Origin of the sequence: Aeromicrobium sp. CF4.19 (genome assembly GCF_051262555.1) — a bacterium.
Taxonomy (GTDB): Bacteria; Actinomycetota; Actinomycetes; order Propionibacteriales; family Nocardioidaceae; genus Aeromicrobium.
In genome coordinates this window covers 407,507-429,654 of sequence record NZ_JBIMEU010000001.1, presented here as the reverse complement: position 1 = coordinate 429,654, position 22,148 = coordinate 407,507, and the positions used below count along the sequence as shown (strand labels likewise).

The following is a 22,148-nucleotide window of genomic DNA, read 5'->3' as shown; positions in this document are numbered from 1 at the left end:
CGGCCCGAACGGTGCGCGGAGGCAGGGCACGACCATGAGGAGGAACGGATGAGCGGGTTCGACCACGACGTCATCGTCATCGGCTCGGGCTTCGGCGGCAGCGTCTCGGCGCTGCGCCTGACCGAGAAGGGCTACTCGGTGGCCGTGCTGGAGGCCGGCAAGCGGTTCCGGGACGAGGACTTCGCCAAGAGCTCGTGGCGGCTGCGCAAGTTCCTGTGGATGCCGCAGATCGGCTGCTACGGCATCCAGCGCATCGACAAGCTCAAGGACGTCCTGATCCTGTCCGGCGCCGGGGTGGGCGGCGGCTCCCTGGTGTACGCGAACACCCTCTACGAGCCGCTCGACCCGTTCTACAAGGACCCGGCCTGGGGCCACATCACGGACTGGAAGAAGGAGCTGGCCCCGTACTACGACCAGGCCAAGCGGATGCTCGGGGTCACGACGTACCCGATGCAGACGCCGGCCGACCGGATCATGAAGCAGGTGGCCACCGACATGGGCGTGGAGGGCACCTTCCACCACACACCGGTCGGGGTGCTGTTCGGTGAGCCCGGGGACAAGGTCGCCGACCCCTACTTCGGTGGTGCCGGGCCGGAGCGCAACGCCTGCATCAACTGCGGCGAGTGCATGACGGGCTGTCGCCACAACGCCAAGAACACGCTGGTCAAGAACTACCTGTACCTCGCCGAGCAGAACGGCGCCGAGGTCCATCCGCTCACGACGGCCACGGCGGTTCGTCCCCTGCCGGGAGGCGGGTACGCGGTGGAGGTCCGAGGCACCGACAAGCGCTTCCGCCGGCGTCGCACGATGACGGCCGAGCAGGTGGTCTTCGCCGCCAGCACGATGGGGACGCAGAAGCTCCTGCACGCGATGCGCGACACGGGCGTCCTGCCGGGCGTCTCGCAGCGCCTGGGGCTGCTCACGCGCACCAACTCCGAAGCCCTGCTGGGCGCCATCGCCGACGGCACGGACGTCGACTACTCCGAGGGCGTGGCGATCACGTCGTCCTTCCACCCCGACGAGCACACGCACGTCGAGCCGGTCCGCTACGGCAAGGGCTCCAACGCGATGTCGCTCATGCAGACGGTCCTGACCGACGGCAGCGGCCCGAACGCCCGCTGGCGGGTCTGGCTGCGCGAGATGTGGGTGCAGAAGCGCAACCTCTTCAAGCTCTACGACCTGCGCCACTGGTCCGAGCGGACCATCATCGCGCTCGTCATGCAGACGCACGACAACTCGATCACCACCTACACCAAGCGCGGCCTGCTGGGTCGTCGCCTGACCTCCAGGCAGGGCCACGGCGCGCCGAACCCGGCCTTCATCGAGCCCGGCCACGAGGCCGTCCAGCACATGGCCAGGCACATGGGCGGGACCGCCGGCGGCACGATCGGCGAGCCGTTCAACGTTCCGCTGACGGCGCACTTCATGGGCGGTGCCTGCATCGGCGACTCGGCCGAGAGCGGCGTCATCGACCCGTACCACCGGCTCTACGGCCACGCGGGCCTGCACGTCGTGGACGGCTCGGCGATCAGCGCGAACCTGGGCGTCAACCCCTCGCTCACCATCACGGCGCAGGCCGAGCGGGCGATGGCGTACTGGCCCAACAAGGGCGAGAGCGACGTCCGGCCGGCGGTGGGCGAGGGCTACCGCGCCCTGGACCCGATCGCGCCGAAGAACCCGATGGTCCCCGACGACGCCCCCGCGGCGCTCCGCCTGCCCATCGTGGGGGTCAGCTAGTCGCCTCGTCCCACGAATTTCGTGAGCCAGTGCACCCAGATGTGTGAACAGTCGGCATGGTGGGTGCAGGGGCTCACGAAATGTGGGCAACGTGGACGGTCGGCGTTGGCGTCGGGTCGGGTCAGCGGGCCCAGTCGATCGCGTGGACGTGGTGCGAACCGGGGATGCCCTTGAGCTGCACCTCGCGGGAGTCGGTGACGACGAAGTCCTGCTCGTCCAGCTGCTCCAGCACCGTGTCGCTCACGAGGATCTCGCCGCCCTCGGCCTGCGAGGCCACGCGAGCGGCGTGAGCGACGTTGCGGCCGAACAGGTCGTTGTCGCGGTGCACCGTCGAGCCCCGGTGTGCCCCGATGCGGACGTTGACGGCCGAGAAGCGCGAGCCGGGCCGCACCATCGCAATGTCGCGCTGGACGTCGATGGCTGCGCGCACCGCCTGCTCGGGGGAGCCGAAGGCCACCATGAAGCCGTCACCCTGGGTCTTGACCACGTGTCCACCGTGCTCCTGCACGGCGCGGTGGACGATGCGGTCGTGCCGCTGCAGCAGGTGCACCCAGGCGCGGTCGCCGAGCTCGTGGTTGAGCGCCGTGGAGTCCTCGATGTCGGAGAAGAGGATGGTCACGGTGCCGTCGAGGGCGGCGATGCGCACCAGGTCCGGCCGCTCGACGTCGGCCCAGCCGGCCAGGTCCTCGATCGAGCTGCGCAGGACCCCGCCGAGTCCGTGGTCCTTGACCATGATGGCGGTCTCGACGGCACCTCGGACCGCCTGCGTCGGGGTGGGGACGAGCCGCCGGCGACGACGTCGGGGCTGCTCGACCTGGTCGAGCCGCTTGCGCAGACCGATGGCCTTGCGCCGTGCCCGAAGCCACAGCACCGTCGTCACGACCCATGCGGCCGAGAGCAGCGCGACGACCGGCAGGAGGACGAGCTCGAGGATGGACATCAGCTGAAATCTAGCGTGAGAGGGCGCAGAGGCGCGGACGGTTCGAGGCCTGGCTGGGACGGACGGCCCCGGACAGCACAGGACCCGGTCGGGAGGGAGCTCACGGACCGGGTCCTGTAGTGCCACCAGGAAGTGGACACCAGATCCAACGGGAGGGAGTGTTGTCAGATCTATCCGGTTCAACGATGCGCGTCCCGGGGGGTTACGAGGTGATCGAGAGAATTTTCGCGCCGATACGATGAGGCGTGTGACCCCAGACCATGACCTCGTCCTCGTCGTCGACTTCGGGGCGCAGTACGCCCAGCTCATCGCCCGTCGCGTGCGAGAGGCCAAGGTCTACTCCGAGATCGTGCCCCACACCATGCCCGTCGAGCAGATGTTGGCCCGCGAGCCCAGGGCCATCATCCTGTCGGGGGGCCCGGCGTCGGTCTACACGCCCGGCGCCCCGCACCTGGACCCGTCCCTCGTCGACGGCCGGGTGCCGGTGTTCGGGATCTGCTACGGCTTCATGGCCATGGCGGCGGCGCTCGGGGGCGATGTCGCCCGCACCGGGCAGCGTGAGTACGGACGCACCGCCGTGGAGGTCGTCGAGCCGGGAACGCTGCTCGACGGACTGCCGTCCTCGCTGGTCTCGTGGATGTCGCACGGGGACGAGGTGGTCGGTGCGCCCGAGGGCTTCGTCACCACCGCCCGGTCCCCACGGGCCACGGTCGCGGCGTTCGAGGACGTCGAGCGTCAGCTGGCCGGGGTCCAGTGGCATCCCGAGGTCCTGCACTCCGAGCACGGCCAGGACATCATGCAGCGCTTCCTCGTGGACATCGCCGGCTGCCGCCAGACGTGGACGAGCGTGAACATCGTCGAGGAGCAGGTGGAGAAGATCCGGGCCGAGGTGGGCGACGCGCGCGTGATCTCCGCCCTGTCCGGTGGCGTCGACTCCGCCGTCTCCACCGCGCTGGTGCAGCGCGCCGTGGGGGACCGGCTCACCGCCGTGTTCGTCGACCATGGCCTGCTGCGACGCGGCGAGGCCGAGCAGGTCGAGAAGGACTACGTCGAGGCCACCGGCGTCGACCTCAAGGTCGTCGATGCGCGGGAGCAGTTCCTCGGCCACCTGGCCGACGTCACCGACCCGGAGGAGAAGCGCAAGATCATCGGCCGGGAGTTCATCCGGGTCTTCGAGGAGGCCGAGCGCGAGGTGCTCGCCACCCCCGGGCCGCCGGTGAGGTTCCTCGTGCAGGGCACGCTGTACCCCGACGTCGTGGAGTCCGGCGGCGGCGAGGGTGCGGCCAACATCAAGAGCCACCACAACGTGGGCGGCCTGCCCGAGGACCTGGAGTTCTCGCTGATCGAGCCGCTGCGCACACTGTTCAAGGACGAGGTCCGCGAGGTCGGGCGTCAGCTCGGCATCCCCGAGGCGATCGTGGGCCGTCACCCGTTCCCCGGCCCGGGCCTGGCCATCCGGATCATCGGCGCCGTCGACGCACACAGGCTGAGCATTCTCCGCGCGGCGGACGCCATCGTGCGCGAGGAGACCACGCGGGCCGGGCTGGACACGGACATCTGGCAGTTCCCCGTCGTGCTGCTGGCCGACGTCCACTCCGTCGGCGTCCAGGGCGACGGACGGACCTACGGCCACCCCGTGGTGCTGCGGCCGGTCTCCAGCGAGGACGCCATGACGGCGGACTGGAGCCGCCTCCCGTACGAGGTCCTCGAGCAGATCTCCACGCGCATCACCAACGAGGTCGAGGACGTCAACCGCGTGGTGCTGGACATCACGAGCAAGCCGCCGGGGACCATCGAGTGGGAGTGAGCGCCGTGCGGGAGTCGACCCCCGCTGGTCCGCGCCCCCCGGCTCGCTGCGATAGGTTGGAGGCTGGTGAGCCGGGAAGTCTGGTCGGCACCGTGTCGTCGACCCCAGAGAGCCGTTTCGTGATCCTGCCTGTCCGAGGCCCCGTCCGGTGAGCCTGCTGCTCCTGGTCGCGGCGACCACCGGTCTCGTGGCCCTCGCCCCGTTGCTGGCCGCGACGCTCGGTCCGCGCGCCGGGTGGCCGCTCGCCGCCGGGCTCGGTGCCGGCACGGCGGGCGCGGTCGTCCTGTGGTCGTCCGGGGAGCTGACGCAGAGCGTCCCGTGGATTCCCTCGCTCGGCGTCTCGTTCAGCCTGCGCATGGACGGCCTCGGCCTGCTGTTCTCGGTGCTCGTGCTGGGCATCGGTGCGCTCGTGATGCTCTACAGCGCCAGCTACATCACGCAGGCCCGGCCGTTGGCCTTCTACACGCTCATGGTGCTCTTCGCCGCGGCGATGCTCGTGCTCGTCCTCGCCGACGACCTCGTGCTGCTGTTCGTGGCCTGGGAGCTGACGACGCTGTGCTCCTACCTGCTGATCCTGCGCTCGGGACCGAACGCGGTGGCCCCGGCGACCCGCACGCTGCTCGTCACCGCGATGGGTGGTCTGTGCCTGCTCGGCGCCGTCGCCCTGATGATTGCCCGCACCGGGACGACCAGCCTGTCCGAGGCACTCACCGACGACGCCTGGACCACCGACCCTGCCTTCGCCACCACGGCCGCCGTCCTGGTGGCCGTGGCGGCGCTGACCAAGTCGGCCCAGTTCCCGTTCCACGCCTGGCTCCCCGACGCGATGGTGGCCCCGGCCCCCGTCAGTGCCTACCTGCACGCCGCGGCGATGGTCAAGGCCGGCATCTACCTGCTCCTGCGCTTCGCCGACGCGGCGTCGGCCTCCCCGGCCTGGCCGGTCCTGCTGGTGGGCCTCGGTGTCGTGACCTCGGTGATGGCGGCGGTGTTCGCCCTGCAGCGCACCGACATCAAGGAGCTGCTCGCGTACTCCACGGTGAGCCAGCTGGGCCTGCTTGTCGCCATCATCGGCGTGGGCGGCTCCCACGCGATGCTCGCGGCCTGCGTGCACGTGGTCGCGCACGCCCTGTTCAAGTCGGCCGGGTTCATGTACGTGGGGCTGATCGAGCGCCGCAGCGGCACGCGGGACATCCGCGAGCTGCACGGGCTGGCACGGGCCATGCCGTGGACCTCGCTCATGCTGGCGCTCGCGGCGCTCAGCATGGCGGGCGTCCCCCCGCTGCTCGGCTTCGTGAGCAAGGAGCTGATCTTCGACGCCGGGCTCGACGCGCAGGGCTGGGTGGCCGTGGCCGGCATCGCTCTCGCTGCCGTGTTCACCGCGGCCTACAGCGCCCGCCTCGTGGTCCACACCTTCGCCGGTTCGCCGATGGCGCTGAACGGGCCCCGCGGCACCGTCTCGATGGTCTCGGCCGTCTCGGTCTCCGCGCTGGGAGGCGCCCTGCTCGGCTTCGGCGCCCCGCTGCTGGACTGGATCGTCCGTCCGGCCGCCGCGGCGGCCGGCGGCGTCCCGCTCGCCGAAGTGCCTGACGTCTACCTCTGGCACGGACTCAACACCGCCCTGCTCGTCTCCGCCGTCGTGCTGGGCCTCGCGCTCGCGCTCGTGCTGGCCCGTCGACGGGTGGACGTCGTGCTGGATCGTCCCCTGTTCCCGGGCACCGGTGTCGCTGCCGTGAACCGGGTCCAGGAGGTCGTCATCGCCGGCGGCCGGCGCGTCGGCGACCTCACCCGCACCGACCAGCCGGCCGCACACCTCGCCGTGCCCATCGTCCTGGTGGCGCTGGCGGGGGTCGCAGCGGTGGTGTCCACCGGCGGGTGGCGCTCCGGAGCCCCGGCCGCGGAGCCCGTGGATGCCGGTCTCCTGCTCCTGGTCACGGTGGGCGTCGTCGCGGTCGTCTCCTCGACCAGCCGCATGGGTGCGGTCATCTCGGCGGGCATCGTCGGCTTCAGCGTGGCCCTGTGGTTCTTCGTCCTCGGTGCGGCAGACGTGGCGCTGACCCAGCTCCTCGTGGAGTTCCTGACCGTCGTCATCATCGTGATGGTGCTGCGTCGCCTGCCGCGGACGTTCCGCCCCCGGGCGCCCCGTCGCCGGGCCGTCACCGGCGTGGTCGCCGTCGCCGGTGGCGTCGCGGCCACGGTCGCCACGCTGGCGCTCACCGGCCGCAGCACCCTCTCGCCGGCCGGTGAGTACTACGTTCGTGAGGCCGAGAACGAGACGGGCGGCAGCAACGTCGTCAACACGATCCTGGTGGACTTCCGTGCCCTGGACACCTTCGGCGAGCTCGTGGTCCTCGCCGTCGCCGGCCTCGCGATGGCGGTGCTGCTGCGCTCTCGCCGCCCCCTGGAGGGCCCACCGGTCACGATCGACCACACCGCCCTGGACGACTCCCCGGACAACCTGGTCTTCCTGCGCACCCTCGCGCGCGTGCTGGTGCCGATCATGGCCGGCTTCTCCCTCTACGCGCTGCTGCGCGGCCACAACGCCCCCGGTGGCGGGTTCATCTCCGCCCTCGTCGGTGCCGCAGCGGTGGGCGCGGCCTACCTGTCGGCCTCCAGCGACCGATGGACGACGCGTCGCCTGCCCTATCTGGCGATCGCGGGATCCGGCGTGCTGCTCGCGGCCGCGATCGGGTTCGTCGGCCTGGTCGACGGCTCGTTCCTCCAGCCGATCAAGCTCGACCTGCTCGGCTGGGAGGTCTCGACGGCGCTGGTGTTCGACCTCGGCGTCTACCTCGCCGTCTTCGGCGTGATCCTGGCCGCCATCAGCCTGCTGGGGTCCCCTGTCGTCGAGGACGACGAGGCACCCCTCGAGGAGGCAACGCGATGATCCTGGCCCTGACCGTCGGCGTGCTGACAGCCGGTGCGCTCTACCTGCTGCTCGACCGCACGTTCCTGCGCGTCGTGCTCGGGTTCGTCGTGCTGAGCCACGCCGTCAACCTCGTGATCTTCGCCGCGGGAGGGAGCGCTCGGCGGGTGGAGCCGCTCGGCAGCGACCTCGACCCCGCCGTCGTGGCTGACGCCCTTCCGCAGGCGTTCGTGCTGACGGCCATCGTCATCGCCTTCTCCATCACCGTCTACCTGCTCGTCCTGGCCGTCACCGGTCGTGAGGACGAGGAACCGGGGCTGCTGGACGAGGAGCCCGGACTCGATGGGCCCGGACTCGATGGGCCCGGACTCGATGGGCCCGGAGTCGAGGAGGGCGGACCGCGATGAACGACGTCATCCTGCCCCTCATGGTCGCGGTGCCCCTGGGCATGGCCGGCCTCACCGCGATGGCCCCCGCGGCCGCCCGGTGGGTGCTGCCGGTGGCCTTCGCCTCCCTGGTCGGACTGCTGGTGGTCTCGGGCCTGTTCGTGGCCGAGACGAGCGACGGCGAGGTCGTCTCCCATGCCGTGGGGGGCTGGCCCGCCGGCATCGCCATCCCCTTCGTGGTCGACCAGCTCTCCGCACTCATGCTGACGGCCACCGGCCTGCTGGTCCTGGTGTGTGCGTGGTTCGCCGTCGCCTCCGGTCCCGGCCGCGAGCCGCTCTTCGCGCCGCTGCTCCTGGTGGTGACGGCCGGCGTCAACGGAGCCCTGCTCACGGCGGACATCTTCAACCTCTTCGTGTTCATCGAGGTCATGCTGCTGCCGTCGTACGGGCTCCTGGTGCTGGCGGGGCGGCGCAAGGGGACCGATCGATCCGTGCGCGGATCGCGTCTCTACGTGGCGTTCAACCTCTTCGTCTCCACGCTCTTCCTCGTCGGCGTCGCCTTCGTCTACGGCACCGCCGGCACCGTCAACCTGGGTGAGCTCGCGGGCCGGGCCCAGGAGTCGCCCACCGTCGCGGCGGCCACCGCCGTCTGCCTCGTCGCACTGTCGATGAAGGCGGCGACCTTCCCCACGCACGGCTGGTTGGCACGGGCCTATCCCGCCACCTCGCCCGCGATGACGGCGCTGTTCTCCGGGCTGCACACCAAGGTCGCGATCTACGCCATCTACCGGATCTACTCCGTGGTGTTCGACGGCGACGAGCGCTACCTCTGGATCGGTCTGGTGGCCTTCAGCCTGACGATGCTGGTGGGCGCGCTCGGGGCGGTGGGGGAGCGGACGATGCGCTCGATCCTGGTCTTCAACATGATCAGCGGCATCGGCTACGTCCTGGTGGGGCTGGCGCTGTTCACGGGCGCTGGACTGGCGGCCGGCATCTTCTACCTGCTGCACCACATGATCGTGAAGGCGTCGCTGTTCCTGTCCACCGGCGCGGTCGAGGTCCGGCACGGCACCTCGCGGCTCGCCGAGATCGGGGCGGTCGCGAGACGCGAGCCGGTGGTGGCTGCCGCCTTCCTGATGGCTGCCCTCTCCCTGGCCGGTCTGCCGCCGTTCTCGGGCTTCGTGGGCAAGGTGGCGGTGGTCGTGGCGGCGGTCGAGGCCGACCAGCTGGCGGTGGCCGCGGTGGCCGTCGCGGTGAGCCTGCTGACCCTGCTGTCGATGCTGAAGATCTGGGACGCGGTCTTCGTCTCGCCCGAGACCGAGACCGAGACCGCGACCGAGACCGCCACGGGTGGGCCCGTGGCGGCGCCGCCGAGGGTCGGCCTGGCGCTCGCCGGCCCGGGCCTCCTGCTCGCCGTCGCCACCCTTCTCCTGGGCCTCGGCGGTGAGGGCCTGCTCGCCCTCACCGACGTCGCGGCGGCCGGGCTGCTGGACACCACCAGCTACGTCGAGGCGGTGCTGTCATGACGGGGACGAAGCGTGCACTGCTCCTGCCCGGCCGGCTCGTGGTCTTCACCGGGTGGTTCGCCTGGCAGGTCCTGATCTCCTCGGGCAAGATCCTGCACGACATCGCGACCCCGGGCTCGGACGCGACTGCCCGCGTGGTGCGGATGCCGTTGCGCTCGCGCACCGACGCCGAGGTGACGCTGATCGGCACGTTCATCACCCTCACCCCGGGCACGCTGACGCTCGGCGTCGTCCCCCGCGAGGACGGCGGCCGGTGCCTGCTCGTGCACTCGATGTACCACGCCGACCGTCACTCGGCCCTGGCCGACCTGAGCCACATGGAGGACCGGATGCTGCACGCCCTGGCCGTGGAGGACAGCCGATGATCGGGCTCGACGTCGCCCTCGTGGCGTGCGGCTTCGCCTCGGTGCTCAGTGCGTACCGCATCGTCGTGGGGCCCACGCCCGCCGACCGTGCGGTGGCCTCGGACCTGCTGACCTTCGCCCTCGTTGCGCTCGTCGCACTCATCGGCGTGCGGGCCGGGAGCACGGCCACGCTGGACCTCGTGCTCGTGGCGACGCTCGTCGCCTTCCTGTCCTCGGTCTCCCTGGCCCGTGCCCTCACCAGGGGGTGGCGATGACCACCGTGCTGGAGGTGCTGGGCCAGGTCTTCCTCCTGGCCGGCGCCATGGTGTTCATCCTGGCCGCGGTCGGCCTGATCACCCTCTTCGACCCCTACACGCGAGCATCGGCGGTGGCCACCGCTGCGGGCATCGGTGTCGGCTTCGTCGTGGTCGGCGTGGTGCTCCTGGACCCGTCGGTGTCCAACGCCGTCAAGGCGGTGCTGGCGATCGCGCTGCAGCTGGTGACCTCGGCGATCGGCGGCATGGCCATCGCGCGGGGAGCCGTGCTCACGGGCCACGACTTCGAGCCCGGTACCGACGCCTCGGAGCTGCACGACCTGCACGACCCCGGTGACGAGCCCGACGCCCGATGAGACCGGCCCCATGACCGACGTCGCCCTCGCCGCACCCAACGAGGCCTCGGCCGACGCCGGTGAGCAGGTCGCGCGCGCCGGCGGCAACGCCGTGGACGCTGCGATCGCGGCGGCCCTGGTGACGATGGTCAACGAGGTGGGCATCGTCTCGCTGAGCTCGGGCGGGTTCGTCACGGTGCAACCGCCCGACGGCTCCACCCCGGTGACCGTGGACGGGTGGATGGACATGCCCGGGCGCGGTGGGCGGCGACCGGCGGACGGGAGCGGGACGTGGGACGTCCACACCGAGTACGGCGGTGGCGTGACCGTGACGATCGGCCCGGGCTCGGTGGCCGCACACGGTGCGGTGGCCGGCTTCGAGGAGGCGCACCGACGCTGGGGGCGCATGCCGTGGCGCGAGCTCGTGGCCCCGGCCACGGACGTCGCCCGTGGTGGCTTCCGTCTGGGCTCGGCGTCGCGCTTCTACCTGGAGCACGTGCACGACGACATCTTCGGCTGGGACCCGCGCAGCCGCTCCGCGGTGCACGAGACCCGGAAGGGCTTCGAGGGTGAGATCGCCACCGACCTCGTGGTCGTCCCCGACCTCGCCGGCTCGTTGGAGCTCATCGCCGAGGAGGGCGCTGCCGCGCTGCACACCGGCGACCTCGCCCGGTTGATCGCCGAGGACGTCACGGCTCGCGGTGGACTGCTCGGGCGGGAGGATCTCGCGGCGTACCGGCCGGTGGTGCGTCCCAGCCTCGCGACGCAGGTCGGCGGATGGAGCCTCGCGACCAACCCTCCGCCGGCCGTCGGGGGTGTGTGCGTCGCGGCCATCCTCCGGCTGCTCGACGGCCGCCCGCACGAGGTCGTCGACGGCCGCTGGTCGGATGCGGACGTCGACGTGCTGGTGCGCGCCCAGCGGGCCGTCCTCGGTCACCGACTCGACGTCCTGGACCACAGCGACGACCTGGAGCGAGACGCCGCCGAGCTGCTGCGCCTCGTCTCGGAGCAGCCGGGAGCCCTGCTGGGCCACGCCTCGGGCTCCACGGCGCACGTGTCCGCCACGGACAGCGAGGGAGGTGCGTGCGCGATCACCGTCTCCTCGGGGTACGGCTCGGGGATGGTGGCACCCGGCACCGGCATCTGGCTGAACAACTGCCTGGGGGAGCAAGAGCTGAACCCGGCCGGGCTGCACGGTCTCCCGCCGGGCACCCGGCTGCTGTCCAACATGGCGCCCACCGTGGGCCGGCACGCCGACGGAGCGGCCCTGGCCATCGGGTCCCCGGGAGCCGACCGCATCTCCACGGCGATCGCGCAGGTGCTCGCCGGCTTCGCGGGCGGGGGGCTGGGTCTGCAGCAGGCGGTGAACCACCCGCGCGTCCACGTCCATCGGGCCGGTCGTGCAGACGAGGTCGTCAAGCGGGAGTCGGACCTGACGATGTACTACGGCGGCGTGGGCGCCACCCTGCTGCGTCACGGCGACGGCGGGCGCGCCCACCTTGAGGCCGCAGCAGACCCTCGCCGCGACGGGGCGGTCCGCCTCGTCCGCGCCGGCGGCGGTGAGTAGGCCGTGCTACCCCTGCGGGCGGTGAGTCGGTGGTCCCACCTCGGCGCGGGCGGTGTGTTGGTCGTCGAATGGACGCTCATTCCACGAGACACTCACCGCCTCCGGGGCCGGCGGGCCCGGCGGGACACGGGACGCGCGCGTCCCGCCGCGTCACGGCAACGGATGATTGACTGAGGGCATGAACGCGCCGGTCGTCATCGGCCATCGTGGTGTCCCGGGGCACCGCCTGGAGCACACCCGCCCGTCCTACGAGCTCGCGATCGCGCAGGGTGCCGACTACATCGAGCCCGACGTCGTCGCGAGCAAGGACGGGGTTCTCGTGGTCCGCCACGAGAACGAGATCGGGCACACCACCGACGTCGCGTCCCGGCCGGAGTTCGCCGACCGACGCACCACCAAGCTCGTCGACGGGGTGGCCTTCTCCGGGTGGTTCACCGAGGACTTCACCCTCTCGGAGCTGACCTCGCTGCGCTGCCGTGAACGCCTGCCGCAGCTGCGCGAGCACAATCTCGCCCTCAACGACACCGAGCCGATCATGACCTTCGACGAGGTCCTCACCCTTGCGCGCTCAGCCGATCGGACGGTGGGCGTCTACGTCGAGACCAAGCATCCGACGTACTTCCACGACCTCGACCTGGACCTCGACGACCTGCTCGTGGACTCGTTGGAGCGGCACGGCCTCAACCGGCCGGACGCGGACGTCCCCGTCATCATCCAGTCCTACGAGATGCAGAACCTGCGCGGCCTGCGGCCGCGGACCCCGCTGCCGCTGGTGCAGCTGATGGACCGTGCGGGCGCCCCGTGGGACCTCGTCGTGGCGGGGGACGCCAGGACGTACGCGGACCTGGAGTCGGCCGAGGAGCTGGCCGGCATCGCCCGCTACGCCGACGGGATCGGGCCGAGCAAGAGCCAGGTGATCGGCCGCGACGACGAGCACCGGCTCACCGGACCCACCGGGCTGGTGGAGCGCGCGCACGCGGAGGGGCTCTTCGTGCACATCTGGACGATGCGCGACGAGAACAACTTCCTGCCGCTGGACTTCCGTCAGGGGCACGAGAGAGCCGCCCACGGCGGCGCCGAGAGCGAGTACCTCGCGTTCCTCGACGCCGGCGTGGACGGCGTGTTCTCGGACTTCACGCAGACGGCGGTGGCGGCTCGTGCGCGATGGTCTGCGAGCCGGGCGGCGCCTGCTGGGGCATGATCAGCCAGGCCAGCAGGTAGATCAGGATGAGCGACCCGAGGCCCAGGACCGTGGCGATGACCACGATCAGCCGGACCAGGTTGGCGTCGATGCCGGCGTAGCGGGCGACGCCGCCGCACACGCCACCGATCCACTTGTCATCAGTGCTGCGTTGGAGCTTCTTGCCCATCGGGGGCCTCCTCGGTGTCGGTGTTGGTGTCGGTGTCAGTGCTGAGGTCGGGGGTGCCGACGTCGTCGGGATCGTCGGTGGTCTCGAGCCTCTCACCGTCGTGGTCAGGACGCTCGGCCGACGGGGGGACGGATGGTTGGGCCGGCCGGCGGGAGATCCGGACGGTCGCCACGATGCCCAGGATGCCGAGCACGATCAGCGAGGCGGCGACCGCCGCACCCGCCGTCTCGGCGTCGAGCACGTCGAGCTCGCTGACGCTCCAGGCCAGGACGGTTCCGGCGAACAGGAGCCCGAAGACGGCACTGCCCCAGCGGAAGGGATGTCGGTTCATCGTCGCACCACCCTGATCTGTCCCATGGACTGCTCCATCTCCAGCGTGAGGACCGGGGCGGTCGCGTCGCTGCGTTGCTCGATGTCCAGGCCCGTCCCGCTCCAGCGTCGGTCGAGGAACGCGACGGCACCGGCCGTCATCCTGGCGTCGAGCTCGACCTCGAGCTCCTCCGGGACGATGACGACGGTCTCGCCCATGCCGTGCCTCAGGTCGACCGTGCGGCCCTCGAGGGCCGAGGGGTCGCGGACGTCGGTGAGGTCGAGCGTCAAGCGGCCCATCCCGAGGCTGTACTCGGACTCCACCGCAGCGGCCGACCGTGGTTCCCACCGCGGATCGCCGGCGTGCAGCGACGGCAGGAGCGCGCCGACCAGCAAGGCGAAGGTCAGCACGAGCCCGACGGGGATCAGGGGTCCGGCGTTGCCGACCACGGTCCCGACCAGCAGGCCGGCCGCGGTCAGGCCGAGCGCGACGGCGACGTAGACCGTCCAGCGCAGCGCCTCGCCCTGCTCGGCCCACAGGAACAGGCCGGCCATCGTGATCGCGGTGATCGAGACGGTCAGGAGCGTGAGAGCCCAGGAGAACGGCCGACGCTGCCTCGGTGGTCCGGGCGCCGGGGGAGGGGCGTACGGCCCGGGGCCGGGAGGCTCCGCGGGGGGCGGCCAGCCTGTGGCCGGGGTGTCGGCTCCATGCCCGGGGCCCGCCGCGGGGGCCTGGAGCGTCGTCGTGCCGTCGGACGGCGTCCAGGTCGACTGCTCGGCCTGGGGCTGGGTCGTCCAGGGCTGGGTCGTCGAGGGATGGGCGGGGGAGGTCGGGACCGCCCCGGCCTGCTGCCTGCGCGCCTTGCGGGGGCGGACCACGAGGAGCCAGTACAGGCCGACGACCGGGAGACCGAGCCAGGCCAGGACCCACAACGGCCAGAACGTGAAGCCCCAGCTGGTGTCGCCGATGACGGCGAGCAGGGCGAGGAGGCCGGCGACGAACAGGCCGGTCGTGCGGACCTGCGGCTCGCTCGGGCCGATGTCGAACCACTCGGCGGTGAGGCTGCGCTCGGCGTCGTCGGAGGGGAGGAGCAGCCACGCGGCGACGTAGATGATCAGTCCGGCCAGCCCCGCGAGGCACAGGACGGCCAGGACGACGCGGACGATGATCGGGTCGATGTTGAGATGACGGCCGGCGCCGCCGCACACGCCGGCGATCAGGCGGTCGTCCTTGGAACGACGCATCTCACCGACGGTGCGGACGCGGGCGGCGTCGAAGCCGTCACCGGGGGCGTCGTCGGGCCCTGTGGTGGGGCCCGGTTCGGTCTGGTTCATGCCAACATCCTGCCCAGCCCGCGGCCGGCGGACCATCGGGCACCACCCTGAACGGACCCCGGGATCACTCAGGGGGTGACCCGGGACGTCTCGGTGGCGCGGGCTCGCGCGCGCGTGTGACGATCATCAGGTGACCGAGACCCGTCGTGCCTACCGACCAGCCGAGCACCGGCTCGTCGGGGGTGTCGCCACGGGCGTCGCCGAGCACCTCGGGCTGCCGGTCCTCTGGGTGCGGGTCGCGTTCGTCGCCGCCACCTGGTTCAACGGGGCCGGCATCATCGCCTACCTCGCCCTGTGGCGGTTCCTGCCCCTGCGCACGCCGGAGCTGGCTCCCGGTCTCGACGCCGCGACGCGGCGCGGTGCCCGCCCGGGTGGCCGCCCGGGCGTCGTGGAGATCGTGCAGACCGTGGCCGTCCTGGCGCTCGGGGCGGGCGTGCTCATCCTGCTCGCGGTGACCGGCCGGGGGCTGCCCGGCGGCACGCTGCTGCCCCTGCTCGTGGCGGTCGTCGGGGTGGCACTCGTGTGGCGCCAGATCGATGACGCGACGTGGGGCTCCTGGCTGCAGCAGACCCGTGGCCTCGGCTTCGTGGCACGCCTGGTCGCCGGCGTCGTGCTGGTCGGGATCGCGGCCATCTACCTGCTGACGCAGGAGCGTGGGCTCGGGGCTCTGCGTGACCTGGGCTCGGCCTTCGGCATCGCCCTCGTCGGCCTGCTGCTCATCCTGGGCCCGTGGATCGTCTCCCTGGTCACGGACCTCTCATCGGAGCGGCGGGAGCGGATCCGTTCCCAGGAGCGCGCCGACGTCGCCGCCCACCTGCACGACTCCGTCCTGCAGACCCTGGCCCTGCTGCAGAAGAACGCCGATGACCCACCCACCGTGGCGACCCTCGCCAGACGGCAGGAGCGGGAGCTGCGGGCCTGGCTCTACGGCGACGAGACCGACCACGGCACGTCGCTGGGGGCGGCGCTGCGTGCCGCGGCCACCGAGGTGGAGGAGGCGCACCACGTGCCGGTGGAGCTGATCGTCGTCGGTGACACTGCTCTCGCCCCCGACGTCGTGGCCCTCGTCCGGGCCGCTCGCGAGGCGATGGTCAACGCCGGCACGCACGCCGCTGCGGATCGCGTGGACGTGTACGCCGAGGCAGGTGCAGGGCTCGTGGAGGTCTTCGTCCGTGACCGCGGAGTCGGCTTCGACCCCTTGAACATCGCCGAGGACCGGATGGGGGTGCGGGGGTCCATCGTCGAGCGCGTCGAGCGCCACGGGGGCCGCGCCGAGATCCTCAGCGCCCCCGGCGAGGGCACCGAGATCCGTCTCTCGATGCCCGTCCGGACCGGCGGCACACCCCGGCACGAACCCGGCACCGACGCGATGCCCGTCCAGCCCGACCCCCAGGAGGCCCCTCGATGACAGCCCTGCGCGTCGTGATCGTCGACGACCACGCGATGTTCCGCACCGGTGTGCGCTCCGAGCTGGAGCGCGGTGGGGTCGACATCGTGGCCGAGGCCGAGGACGTCGACACCGCGGTCGCGGCCATCACCGAGGCGGCGCGCACCGGGGAGGGGCCTGACGTCGTCCTGCTGGACGTCCACATGCCCGGGGGTGGTGGCGCGGAGGTGATGCGCCGGCTCGCCCAGCGTGGTCCGCAGACCACCTTCCTGGCCCTGTCGGTGAGCGACGCCGCCGAGGACGTCATCGGCATCATCCGTGCGGGCGCCCGCGGCTACGTCACCAAGAACATCTCCGGCCCCGAGCTCATCCAGGCCCTGGACCGGGTCGCCGGCGGCGACGCGGTGTTCAGCCCACGCCTGGCCGGCTTCGTGCTCGACGCCTTCGCCGGCACGATCGAGGTCGCGCACGTCGACGAGGACCTCGACCGCCTCACCGAGCGCGAGCGGGAGGTCATGCGGCTCATCGCTCGCGGCTACGCCTACAAGGAGGTGGCCAAGGAGCTGTTCATCTCGATCAAGACCGTCGAGACCCACGTCTCCAGCGTCCTGCGCAAGCTGCAGCTCTCCAGCCGCCACGAGCTCACCAAGTGGGCCAGCGACCGGCGCTTGATCTGAGACCCGCAGGCCGCAGCCGCGCAGCAGACCACCTACGGATGCATGGTCAGTCCCTTCGTCACCTTGTCGACGCCGTTCCTGGGGCCGTGCACGGCGATGCCGACGAGGTCCAGGTCGTCACGAGCCGCCGCCGCGACGACCGCACGGTTGTCCTCGTCGTTCCCGGTCGTGAACATCTCCCGGGTGTAGACGGCCAGCGGGTACCCACGGTCGACCGTCTTGCGGTGCGCGGCGCGGAGCTGCTCGCGGGAGCCCTGCAGCACCACGACGGGCTGCCCGAGGAGCGCCAGGTAGTGGGTGCCGTCGGCGTCCTCGTAGGGCTCACCGACCAGGTCGGGGTGGGCCGCCGTGATCCCGCTGGTGAGGAAGGCCGTGACGTTGAGTGCCTGCCAGGGCAGGAGATCGTCACCCAGGACGACGGTGATCTTGGTGTCGAAGCGTTGTGCCATGCCCTCAGGATCGGTGACCGGCCTCGGGCGGGTCTTGTACGTTCCTGACATGCAGGCGCCCGAGCGAGTCCGCGCGTGGCGGCCGGCCGTCCCCGGCGTCGCAGAGGTGCTCCACGCGCACTTCACCGAGCACGCCTATCCCGCCCACACGCACGACCACTGGACGGTCCTGCTCGTCGACACCGGTGGCGTCGACTACCTCCTCGGGCGTGACGGGCACCGTGCGCCGGCGGGGTCCCTCACGATCCTGCCCCCGGACGTCCCGCACGACGGCCAGTCGGCCCGGGTCGAGGGCTTCGACAAGCGCGTCGTGTACCTGGACGAGCGCTGGCTGCCCCTGGATCTCGTCGCCCGGGTGGAGCGCGACCCGCTCGTGCGCACTCAGGGCGTTCGACGAGCCGTGGCCGATCTGCACGACGCGCTCGGGTGCGCCGGGGACGAGCTGGAGAGCGAGTCGCGCCTGGCGCTGGTGGCCGAGGCGATCGGCGACCAGCTGCGCCGACGCGACCGTGTGGAGCACCGCGCGGCCCCACGGGTCGCTCGTCTCGTGCGGGACCGCCTGGACGCCGCCCTCGACCGGCCACCGACGCTGTCCGACCTCGCGGCCGAGCTCGAGGTGCACCCGACGCACGTCGTGCGGGCCTTCGCCCGGGAGTTCGGCGTGCCACCCCACCAGTACGTCCTGGGTCGCCGCCTCGACCACGCACGACGTCTGCTGCTGGACGGTGTCCCGGCGGCACAGGTGGCCACGGAGACCGGGTTCTTCGACCAGGCGCACCTCACGAGGCACTTCCGTCGGCTCCTGGGCGTGACACCCGGCGTGTTCGCCCGGCGTGCCACGGAGCCCGCCCCGCCCTCGGTGGGCGAGACGGGCTCAGGGCACGTGCCCCCTACTTGATCTCGGCTCGCAGCAGCATCCAGAGGCCGAGGGTGAAGGGGATGACCAGCCAGGCCAGCCCGGTGACGCCGAGGTGCGCCCACTCGATGCCCGTCGGGACCCTCTCGTACATCAGGGTCTGGTTGTAGCTGAAGTCCACCCAGGGCATCACGTCGCGGTACCACTCCTGCATCGAGGCCAGCAGTCCGCTCAGCGTCGGCACGAGTCCCCAGTAGATGAAGTACGCCACGATGGCGGCGGCCGAGCTGCGCAGCAGGACTCCGAGCATGAGGCCCACGCCCATGCCGAGCACCTGGGAGAGGACCAGGCTGGCGGCCTGGTCCAGCGAGAGGTCGAACGTCGGGTCGATCCCGCGGAGCATCGGCCCGACGAGGGCCCCGAGGGCGGCGACGGCCAGGGCGACGAGGATCGAGACGACGCCGATGAGCAGGGCCACGAGCGCCTTGGCCGCGATGGTCCGGCCACGCCGGGGCACGAGGGTGAACGTGGTCAGCCCCGTGCGCTGGCTCCACTCGCTCGTGACCGAGAGGATCGCCACCATCGGCAGCAGGATCGCCATCGGGGTGCCGACGGCGGCCCCGAACGTGTTGTAGGTGAGGGCCTCGTCCGGGGCCCACAGCATGACCGACGCCGTGGCGAGGACGGCCACGATGCCGATGCTCGCCAGCAGCCAGAAGCCGGCCCTGGTGTCGAAGCACTTGCGCAGCTCCACCATCACGACCCGGCCGAAGGGGATGGGCGCGGGGGCGGGGCGGGAGCCGCGTTCCCCGGGCAGGGGGCGAGGGGTGGAGGTCGTCGGCGACGACGAGGTGGTCAGGGTGGTCATGCTGCTGCTCCTTCGGAGGGGGTGGATTCACGCTGGGTGGCGGCGGTGAGCTCGAGGAACATGTCCTCCAGCCCCGCACCGTCGGCGGCCCGCAGCTCGGTGAGGTGGATGGACCCGGAGAGCGCCACGTGACCGATGCGGTCGGTGTCGGCGTCGACGCGGAAGGTGTCGCCGTCACGGGTGAAGGCCAGCGCCGCCGTCTCGAGCGCGCGAGCCAGGGACTCGGGCTCGCTGCTGCGCACGACCGCTCCGGCCGATGCGAGCAGCTCGGCCTTCGTGCCGCGCGCGACGATGCGCCCGTGGCCGATGACCAGGAGGTCGTCCGCCACGACCTCGATCTCGTGCAGCAGGTGGGAGGAGAGCAGGACGGTGGCGCCCTGGTCGGCGTAGCCACGCAGCAGGTCGCGCATCCAGCGGATGCCGGCCGGGTCCAGGCCGTTGGCCGGCTCGTCGAGGATGAGCACCTCGGGGTCGCCCAGCAGGGCGGTGGCCAGGCCGAGCCGCTGTCGCATGCCGAGGGAGTAGTGCCGCACACGACGCTCGGACTCTGCCGCCGTGAGGCCGACCAGGTCGAGCATCTGCGTGACACGGAGGGCGGGCAGCCCCATCGTCCGGGCTGCGACGGTGAGCACCTCGCGGCCGGTCCGCCCGGCGTGCTGGGCGGACGCATCCAGCAGGACGCCCACCTCCAGGCCCGGGTTGGGCAGGTCGGCGAACCGGCGGCCGCACACGAGCGCGGAGCCGGAGGTGGCGGGCGTGAGGCCGGTCATGACGCGCATCGCGGTCGACTTGCCGGCGCCGTTGGGGCCGAGGAAGCCGGTCACCCGACCGGGCTCGGCGGTGAAGGTGACGTCGTCGACGGCGGTGAATCGTCCGTACGTCTTGGTGAGGGACTCGATCGTGATCATGGACGCCACACTGGCGTCGAGCGTCCTCCGCCCACATCGGGGAAGACGCTGGTCCTGACCCTGAGGCGACCCCGAGACGCCTCGGTGCCCGGCCGCTGACCCTGGTCTTGAGCCTAGGATGGGCGCATGGAAGCGCGCGGGACGAGTGTCTCGACACTGACGGTCTCCGGGGTGCTCGTCGTGCTCTCGGGGTTCCAGGCCGGCCTCGCCGCGGGTGCTCCCTGGGGAGCGATGGCCTACGGGGGCCAACGGCCGGGGCGCCTGCCGGACGGCCTGCGGCGCACGAGCGGCGTTGCTGCCGCGGGGTATGCGGTCGGGGCTGCCTGGCTCGTGACCGGCTCCGGCAGCACGGCAGCCCGACGACGGACGCTCACCGGCCTGGTCGCCCTCATGGGGGTCGGCAGCGTGATGAACACCGTCTCCCGCTCACCGGCCGAGCGGGTGTGGGGCCCGGTCTGCCTCGTCGGGGCGACGGCCGCCTGGCGGGCGCGCGCCGACCTGCCTCGCGGGGACTGACGGCGGCGTTCACCCGGACGCAACGCATCGGGTCTAGCCTCGGTGCATGGACGAGCCACGAGGAGCTGCCGCATGAGCTGGGGGCACCGCCCGCGAGCTCTGCGAGTGGGGGCGCGGCAGCGAGTGAAAAGAAGGAACCGCCCCCAAACACGCCCCCGCAAGCGGGAGGTGCCCCCACGCTTCGCTGCGTGCAGGGTGGGACCCCCAATGCGATCGCGTTCCTACGGTGGTTTTTCTGAGGACGTGATCGCATGAGCGAGCCACACCTGATCGTGCTCTTCGGCGCCACGGGGGACCTCGCCCGACGCAAGCTGCTGCCCGGCATCCTGCACCTGCTGCGCTCCAACCTCGTCGCCGACTCCCGCATCATCGGCGTCTCGATGGACGACTTCGACGACGACTCGTTCCGGGCCTTCGCGCAGGAGGCGTGTCGCGAGTTCGGCCGCGAGGTGCCGGAGTCGGAGTGGGCGGAGTTCGCGCCCAAGCTGCACTACGTCAACGTCGAGGACGGCGCTGCCGTGCTCGCCGCCGTCGCGGGGAGGCTCGAGGCCGAGCTGTCCGGGGACGTGCGTCGCCTGCACTACCTCAGCGTCCCGCCCAAGGCCGCCCTGGACGTCGTCCACACCCTTGCCGAGGCGGACCTCGTCGAGCGGTCGCGGATCATCATGGAGAAGCCCTTCGGGACCGACCTGGCGTCGGCCAAGCGGCTCAACGCCGAGATCCACGAGGTCTTCGACGAGCAGCAGATCTTCCGCATCGACCACTTCCTGGGCAAGGAAGCGGCGCTCAACATCCTCGCGTTCCGGTTCGCCAACGGCCTGTTCGAGCCCATCTGGAACCGCACGTTCATCGACCACGTGCAGATCGACGTCCCCGAGACCCTCTCGCTGGAGGGACGGTCGGGCTTCTACGAGGGGACCGGCGCCTTCAAGGACATGGTGGTCACCCACCTGTTCCAGGTCCTGGCGTTCATGGCGATGGAACCGCCGACGTCGCTGGACTCGGAGTCGATCAGCGAGGAGAAGAACAAGGTCTTCCGCTCGATGCTCCCCCTCGAGCAGGCCGCCGTGGTCCGCGGTCAGTACCAGGGCTACCGCGAGGAGGAAGGGGTCTCCCCGGAGTCCGAGACCGAGACCTTCGTGGCGCTGCGGGCCGAGATCGACAACTGGCGCTGGGCCGGGGTGCCGTTCTACCTGCGTACCGGCAAGCAGATGGCCGAGGGGGCGCGGATCATCTCCATCGCCTTCCGCGAGCCGCCCAAGTCGATGTTCCCGCCAGGCTCGGGCGTCGGGCTGTCCGGGCCTGACCACCTGACCTTCGACCTGGCGGACTCCTCCCGCATGTCGCTGTCCTTCTACGGCAAGCGGCCCGGGCCGGGGATGACCCTGGACAAGCTCTCGATGCAGTTCGCGATGCAGGAGACCGAGCGCGCCGGCGACGTCCTGGAGGCCTACGAGCGGCTCATCCTCGATGCGATGAAGGGCGAGCGGACGTTGTTCACGACGGCGCAGGGCATCGAGCGGCTGTGGGAGATCTCCCAGCCGCTGCTGGAGGACCCACCGCCCGTGCGCCCGTACGCTCCCGGCACCTGGGGGCCCAACTCCGTGCACCAGCTCATCGCCCCGAAGGCGTGGCGGCTGCCCTTCGAGCGGACCTGGCGCAAGCCCAACCCCCTGGGGGAGTAGGCGGGTGC

General features: G+C 71.6%; 22 protein-coding genes. 15 read left to right on the top strand and 7 right to left on the bottom strand.

From position 1 onward, the window contains the following. Nucleotides 1-48 precede the first annotated feature (48 nt). A complete protein-coding gene (locus ACHAAC_RS02135; RefSeq protein ID WP_435714266.1) occupies nucleotides 49-1,737 on the top strand; it encodes a GMC oxidoreductase in 1,689 nt (562 codons plus the stop codon). Between the two features lie 121 nt (nucleotides 1,738-1,858). Here ACHAAC_RS02135 and ACHAAC_RS02130 read toward each other — a convergent pair whose 3' ends face one another. Beyond that, a complete protein-coding gene (locus ACHAAC_RS02130; protein ID WP_435714264.1) occupies nucleotides 1,859-2,677 on the bottom strand; it encodes an adenylate/guanylate cyclase domain-containing protein in 819 nt (272 codons plus the stop codon). A 238-nt stretch (nucleotides 2,678-2,915) separates the two neighbouring features. Between ACHAAC_RS02130 and guaA the strand changes: the two genes are divergently transcribed. The 9 genes from guaA (at nucleotide 2,916) to ACHAAC_RS02085 (ending at nucleotide 12,981) form a co-directional block, all read left to right on the top strand. After that, a complete protein-coding gene (gene guaA / locus ACHAAC_RS02125) occupies nucleotides 2,916-4,484 on the top strand; it encodes a glutamine-hydrolyzing GMP synthase (protein WP_435714262.1) in 1,569 nt (522 codons plus the stop codon). 148 nt (nucleotides 4,485-4,632) lie between these two features. Continuing rightward, nucleotides 4,633-7,368: a DUF4040 family protein gene (locus ACHAAC_RS02120; protein ID WP_435714261.1), complete on the top strand. Its 2,736-nt coding sequence runs from the start codon at nucleotides 4,633-4,635 to the stop codon at nucleotides 7,366-7,368. Beyond that, entirely contained in the window at nucleotides 7,365-7,754 is a 390-nt protein-coding gene (locus ACHAAC_RS02115) for a sodium:proton antiporter (protein WP_435714259.1), read from the top strand. Before ACHAAC_RS02120 ends, ACHAAC_RS02115 begins: the two co-directional genes overlap by 4 nt. Beyond that, a complete protein-coding gene (locus ACHAAC_RS02110) occupies nucleotides 7,751-9,259 on the top strand; it encodes a monovalent cation/H+ antiporter subunit D family protein (RefSeq protein WP_435714258.1) in 1,509 nt (502 codons plus the stop codon). Before ACHAAC_RS02115 ends, ACHAAC_RS02110 begins: the two co-directional genes overlap by 4 nt. Next, nucleotides 9,256-9,624 carry a Na+/H+ antiporter subunit E gene (locus tag ACHAAC_RS02105; protein WP_435714256.1) on the top strand — a complete coding sequence of 123 codons (369 nt, stop codon included), beginning with the start codon at nucleotides 9,256-9,258 and terminating at the stop codon, nucleotides 9,622-9,624. Before ACHAAC_RS02110 ends, ACHAAC_RS02105 begins: the two co-directional genes overlap by 4 nt. Next, nucleotides 9,621-9,878: a monovalent cation/H+ antiporter complex subunit F gene (locus ACHAAC_RS02100; protein ID WP_435714254.1), complete on the top strand. Its 258-nt coding sequence runs from the start codon at nucleotides 9,621-9,623 to the stop codon at nucleotides 9,876-9,878. The genes ACHAAC_RS02105 and ACHAAC_RS02100 overlap by 4 nt, the downstream gene beginning before the upstream one ends. Then, nucleotides 9,875-10,234 (top strand): cation:proton antiporter, encoded by a 360-nt coding sequence (locus ACHAAC_RS02095; RefSeq protein ID WP_435714252.1) that lies wholly within the window; start codon nucleotides 9,875-9,877, stop codon nucleotides 10,232-10,234. The genes ACHAAC_RS02100 and ACHAAC_RS02095 overlap by 4 nt, the downstream gene beginning before the upstream one ends. A gap of 10 nt (nucleotides 10,235-10,244) precedes the next feature. After that, nucleotides 10,245-11,780 (top strand): gamma-glutamyltransferase, encoded by a 1,536-nt coding sequence (locus ACHAAC_RS02090; protein ID WP_435714250.1) that lies wholly within the window; start codon nucleotides 10,245-10,247, stop codon nucleotides 11,778-11,780. A 178-nt stretch (nucleotides 11,781-11,958) separates the two neighbouring features. Further along, nucleotides 11,959-12,981, top strand: a complete 1,023-nt coding sequence (locus ACHAAC_RS02085; protein ID WP_435714249.1) for a glycerophosphodiester phosphodiesterase family protein — start codon at nucleotides 11,959-11,961, stop codon at nucleotides 12,979-12,981. Here the strand turns inward: ACHAAC_RS02085 and ACHAAC_RS02080 are convergent. The 3 genes from ACHAAC_RS02080 to ACHAAC_RS02070 are packed head-to-tail and all read right to left on the bottom strand — an operon-like array spanning nucleotide 12,914 to nucleotide 14,794. Continuing rightward, nucleotides 12,914-13,150, bottom strand: coding sequence for a PspC domain-containing protein (locus tag ACHAAC_RS02080; protein ID WP_435714247.1), 237 nt, complete (start codon nucleotides 13,148-13,150; stop codon nucleotides 12,914-12,916). The genes ACHAAC_RS02085 and ACHAAC_RS02080 overlap by 68 nt on opposite strands. Beyond that, the gene (locus ACHAAC_RS02075) at nucleotides 13,122-13,481 is read right to left on the bottom strand and encodes a hypothetical protein (protein ID WP_435714246.1); all 360 of its coding nucleotides are present in this window, start codon (nucleotides 13,479-13,481) and stop codon (nucleotides 13,122-13,124) included. Before ACHAAC_RS02075 ends, ACHAAC_RS02080 begins: the two co-directional genes overlap by 29 nt. Next, nucleotides 13,478-14,794, bottom strand: coding sequence for a PspC domain-containing protein (locus tag ACHAAC_RS02070; protein WP_435714245.1), 1,317 nt, complete (start codon nucleotides 14,792-14,794; stop codon nucleotides 13,478-13,480). The genes ACHAAC_RS02075 and ACHAAC_RS02070 overlap by 4 nt, the downstream gene beginning before the upstream one ends. A gap of 130 nt (nucleotides 14,795-14,924) precedes the next feature. Here ACHAAC_RS02070 and ACHAAC_RS02065 point away from each other — a divergent pair, with 130 nt between their 5' ends. Both ACHAAC_RS02065 and ACHAAC_RS02060 read left to right on the top strand, forming a co-directional pair. Further along, nucleotides 14,925-16,202, top strand: a complete 1,278-nt coding sequence (locus ACHAAC_RS02065; protein WP_435714244.1) for an ATP-binding protein — start codon at nucleotides 14,925-14,927, stop codon at nucleotides 16,200-16,202. Then, on the top strand, nucleotides 16,199-16,858 hold the full coding sequence (locus ACHAAC_RS02060) for a response regulator (RefSeq protein ID WP_435714243.1): 660 nt from the start codon (nucleotides 16,199-16,201) through the stop codon (nucleotides 16,856-16,858). The genes ACHAAC_RS02065 and ACHAAC_RS02060 overlap by 4 nt, the downstream gene beginning before the upstream one ends. 32 nt (nucleotides 16,859-16,890) lie before the next feature. Here the strand turns inward: ACHAAC_RS02060 and ACHAAC_RS02055 are convergent, their stop codons facing one another. Beyond that, nucleotides 16,891-17,307 (bottom strand): DUF2000 family protein, encoded by a 417-nt coding sequence (locus tag ACHAAC_RS02055; protein ID WP_435714242.1) that lies wholly within the window; start codon nucleotides 17,305-17,307, stop codon nucleotides 16,891-16,893. Between the two features lie 49 nt (nucleotides 17,308-17,356). Between ACHAAC_RS02055 and ACHAAC_RS02050 the strand changes: the two genes are divergently transcribed. After that, nucleotides 17,357-18,205 carry an AraC family transcriptional regulator gene (locus ACHAAC_RS02050; RefSeq protein ID WP_435714241.1) on the top strand — a complete coding sequence of 283 codons (849 nt, stop codon included), beginning with the start codon at nucleotides 17,357-17,359 and terminating at the stop codon, nucleotides 18,203-18,205. On the opposite strand, the gene ACHAAC_RS02045 is transcribed toward ACHAAC_RS02050, so the two are convergent. Together ACHAAC_RS02045 and ACHAAC_RS02040 are read right to left on the bottom strand one after the other, a co-directional pair. Beyond that, entirely contained in the window at nucleotides 18,198-19,031 is an 834-nt protein-coding gene (locus tag ACHAAC_RS02045; RefSeq protein ID WP_435714239.1) for an ABC transporter permease, read from the bottom strand. The two genes, ACHAAC_RS02050 and ACHAAC_RS02045, sit on opposite strands and share 8 nt — an antisense overlap. Then, nucleotides 19,028-19,939 carry an ABC transporter ATP-binding protein gene (locus ACHAAC_RS02040; protein ID WP_435714238.1) on the bottom strand — a complete coding sequence of 304 codons (912 nt, stop codon included), beginning with the start codon at nucleotides 19,937-19,939 and terminating at the stop codon, nucleotides 19,028-19,030. Before ACHAAC_RS02040 ends, ACHAAC_RS02045 begins: the two co-directional genes overlap by 4 nt. A 126-nt stretch (nucleotides 19,940-20,065) precedes the next feature. Here ACHAAC_RS02040 and ACHAAC_RS02035 point away from each other — a divergent pair, with 126 nt between their 5' ends. Together ACHAAC_RS02035 and zwf are read left to right on the top strand one after the other, a co-directional pair. Next, nucleotides 20,066-20,455: a hypothetical protein gene (locus ACHAAC_RS02035; protein ID WP_435714237.1), complete on the top strand. Its 390-nt coding sequence runs from the start codon at nucleotides 20,066-20,068 to the stop codon at nucleotides 20,453-20,455. 251 nt (nucleotides 20,456-20,706) lie between these two features. Further along, nucleotides 20,707-22,140 (top strand): glucose-6-phosphate dehydrogenase, encoded by a 1,434-nt coding sequence (gene zwf, locus ACHAAC_RS02030; protein WP_435714235.1) that lies wholly within the window; start codon nucleotides 20,707-20,709, stop codon nucleotides 22,138-22,140. The last annotated feature ends 8 nt before the right edge of the window (nucleotides 22,141-22,148 follow it).

Bases quoted from the DNA above. Each gene is read 5' to 3' on its own strand.
- ACHAAC_RS02135 (WP_435714266.1), top strand. From the start codon at position 49: ATGAGCGGGTTCGACCACGACGTCATCGTCATCGGCTCGGGCTTCGGC.
- ACHAAC_RS02130 (WP_435714264.1), bottom strand. From the start codon at position 2,677: ATGTCCATCCTCGAGCTCGTCCTCCTGCCGGTCGTCGCGCTGCTCTCG.
- guaA (WP_435714262.1), top strand. From the start codon at position 2,916: ATGAGGCGTGTGACCCCAGACCATGACCTCGTCCTCGTCGTCGACTTC.
- ACHAAC_RS02115 (WP_435714259.1), top strand. From the start codon at position 7,365: ATGATCCTGGCCCTGACCGTCGGCGTGCTGACAGCCGGTGCGCTCTAC.
- ACHAAC_RS02110 (WP_435714258.1), top strand. From the start codon at position 7,751: ATGAACGACGTCATCCTGCCCCTCATGGTCGCGGTGCCCCTGGGCATG.
- ACHAAC_RS02105 (WP_435714256.1), top strand. From the start codon at position 9,256: ATGACGGGGACGAAGCGTGCACTGCTCCTGCCCGGCCGGCTCGTGGTC.
- ACHAAC_RS02100 (WP_435714254.1), top strand. From the start codon at position 9,621: ATGATCGGGCTCGACGTCGCCCTCGTGGCGTGCGGCTTCGCCTCGGTG.
- ACHAAC_RS02095 (WP_435714252.1), top strand. From the start codon at position 9,875: ATGACCACCGTGCTGGAGGTGCTGGGCCAGGTCTTCCTCCTGGCCGGC.
- ACHAAC_RS02090 (WP_435714250.1), top strand. From the start codon at position 10,245: ATGACCGACGTCGCCCTCGCCGCACCCAACGAGGCCTCGGCCGACGCC.
- ACHAAC_RS02085 (WP_435714249.1), top strand. From the start codon at position 11,959: ATGAACGCGCCGGTCGTCATCGGCCATCGTGGTGTCCCGGGGCACCGC.
- ACHAAC_RS02080 (WP_435714247.1), bottom strand. From the start codon at position 13,150: ATGGGCAAGAAGCTCCAACGCAGCACTGATGACAAGTGGATCGGTGGC.
- ACHAAC_RS02075 (WP_435714246.1), bottom strand. From the start codon at position 13,481: ATGAACCGACATCCCTTCCGCTGGGGCAGTGCCGTCTTCGGGCTCCTG.
- ACHAAC_RS02070 (WP_435714245.1), bottom strand. From the start codon at position 14,794: ATGAACCAGACCGAACCGGGCCCCACCACAGGGCCCGACGACGCCCCC.
- ACHAAC_RS02060 (WP_435714243.1), top strand. From the start codon at position 16,199: ATGACAGCCCTGCGCGTCGTGATCGTCGACGACCACGCGATGTTCCGC.
- ACHAAC_RS02055 (WP_435714242.1), bottom strand. From the start codon at position 17,307: ATGGCACAACGCTTCGACACCAAGATCACCGTCGTCCTGGGTGACGAT.
- ACHAAC_RS02050 (WP_435714241.1), top strand. From the start codon at position 17,357: ATGCAGGCGCCCGAGCGAGTCCGCGCGTGGCGGCCGGCCGTCCCCGGC.
- ACHAAC_RS02045 (WP_435714239.1), bottom strand. From the start codon at position 19,031: ATGACCACCCTGACCACCTCGTCGTCGCCGACGACCTCCACCCCTCGC.
- ACHAAC_RS02040 (WP_435714238.1), bottom strand. From the start codon at position 19,939: ATGATCACGATCGAGTCCCTCACCAAGACGTACGGACGATTCACCGCC.
- ACHAAC_RS02035 (WP_435714237.1), top strand. From the start codon at position 20,066: ATGGAAGCGCGCGGGACGAGTGTCTCGACACTGACGGTCTCCGGGGTG.
- zwf (WP_435714235.1), top strand. From the start codon at position 20,707: ATGAGCGAGCCACACCTGATCGTGCTCTTCGGCGCCACGGGGGACCTC.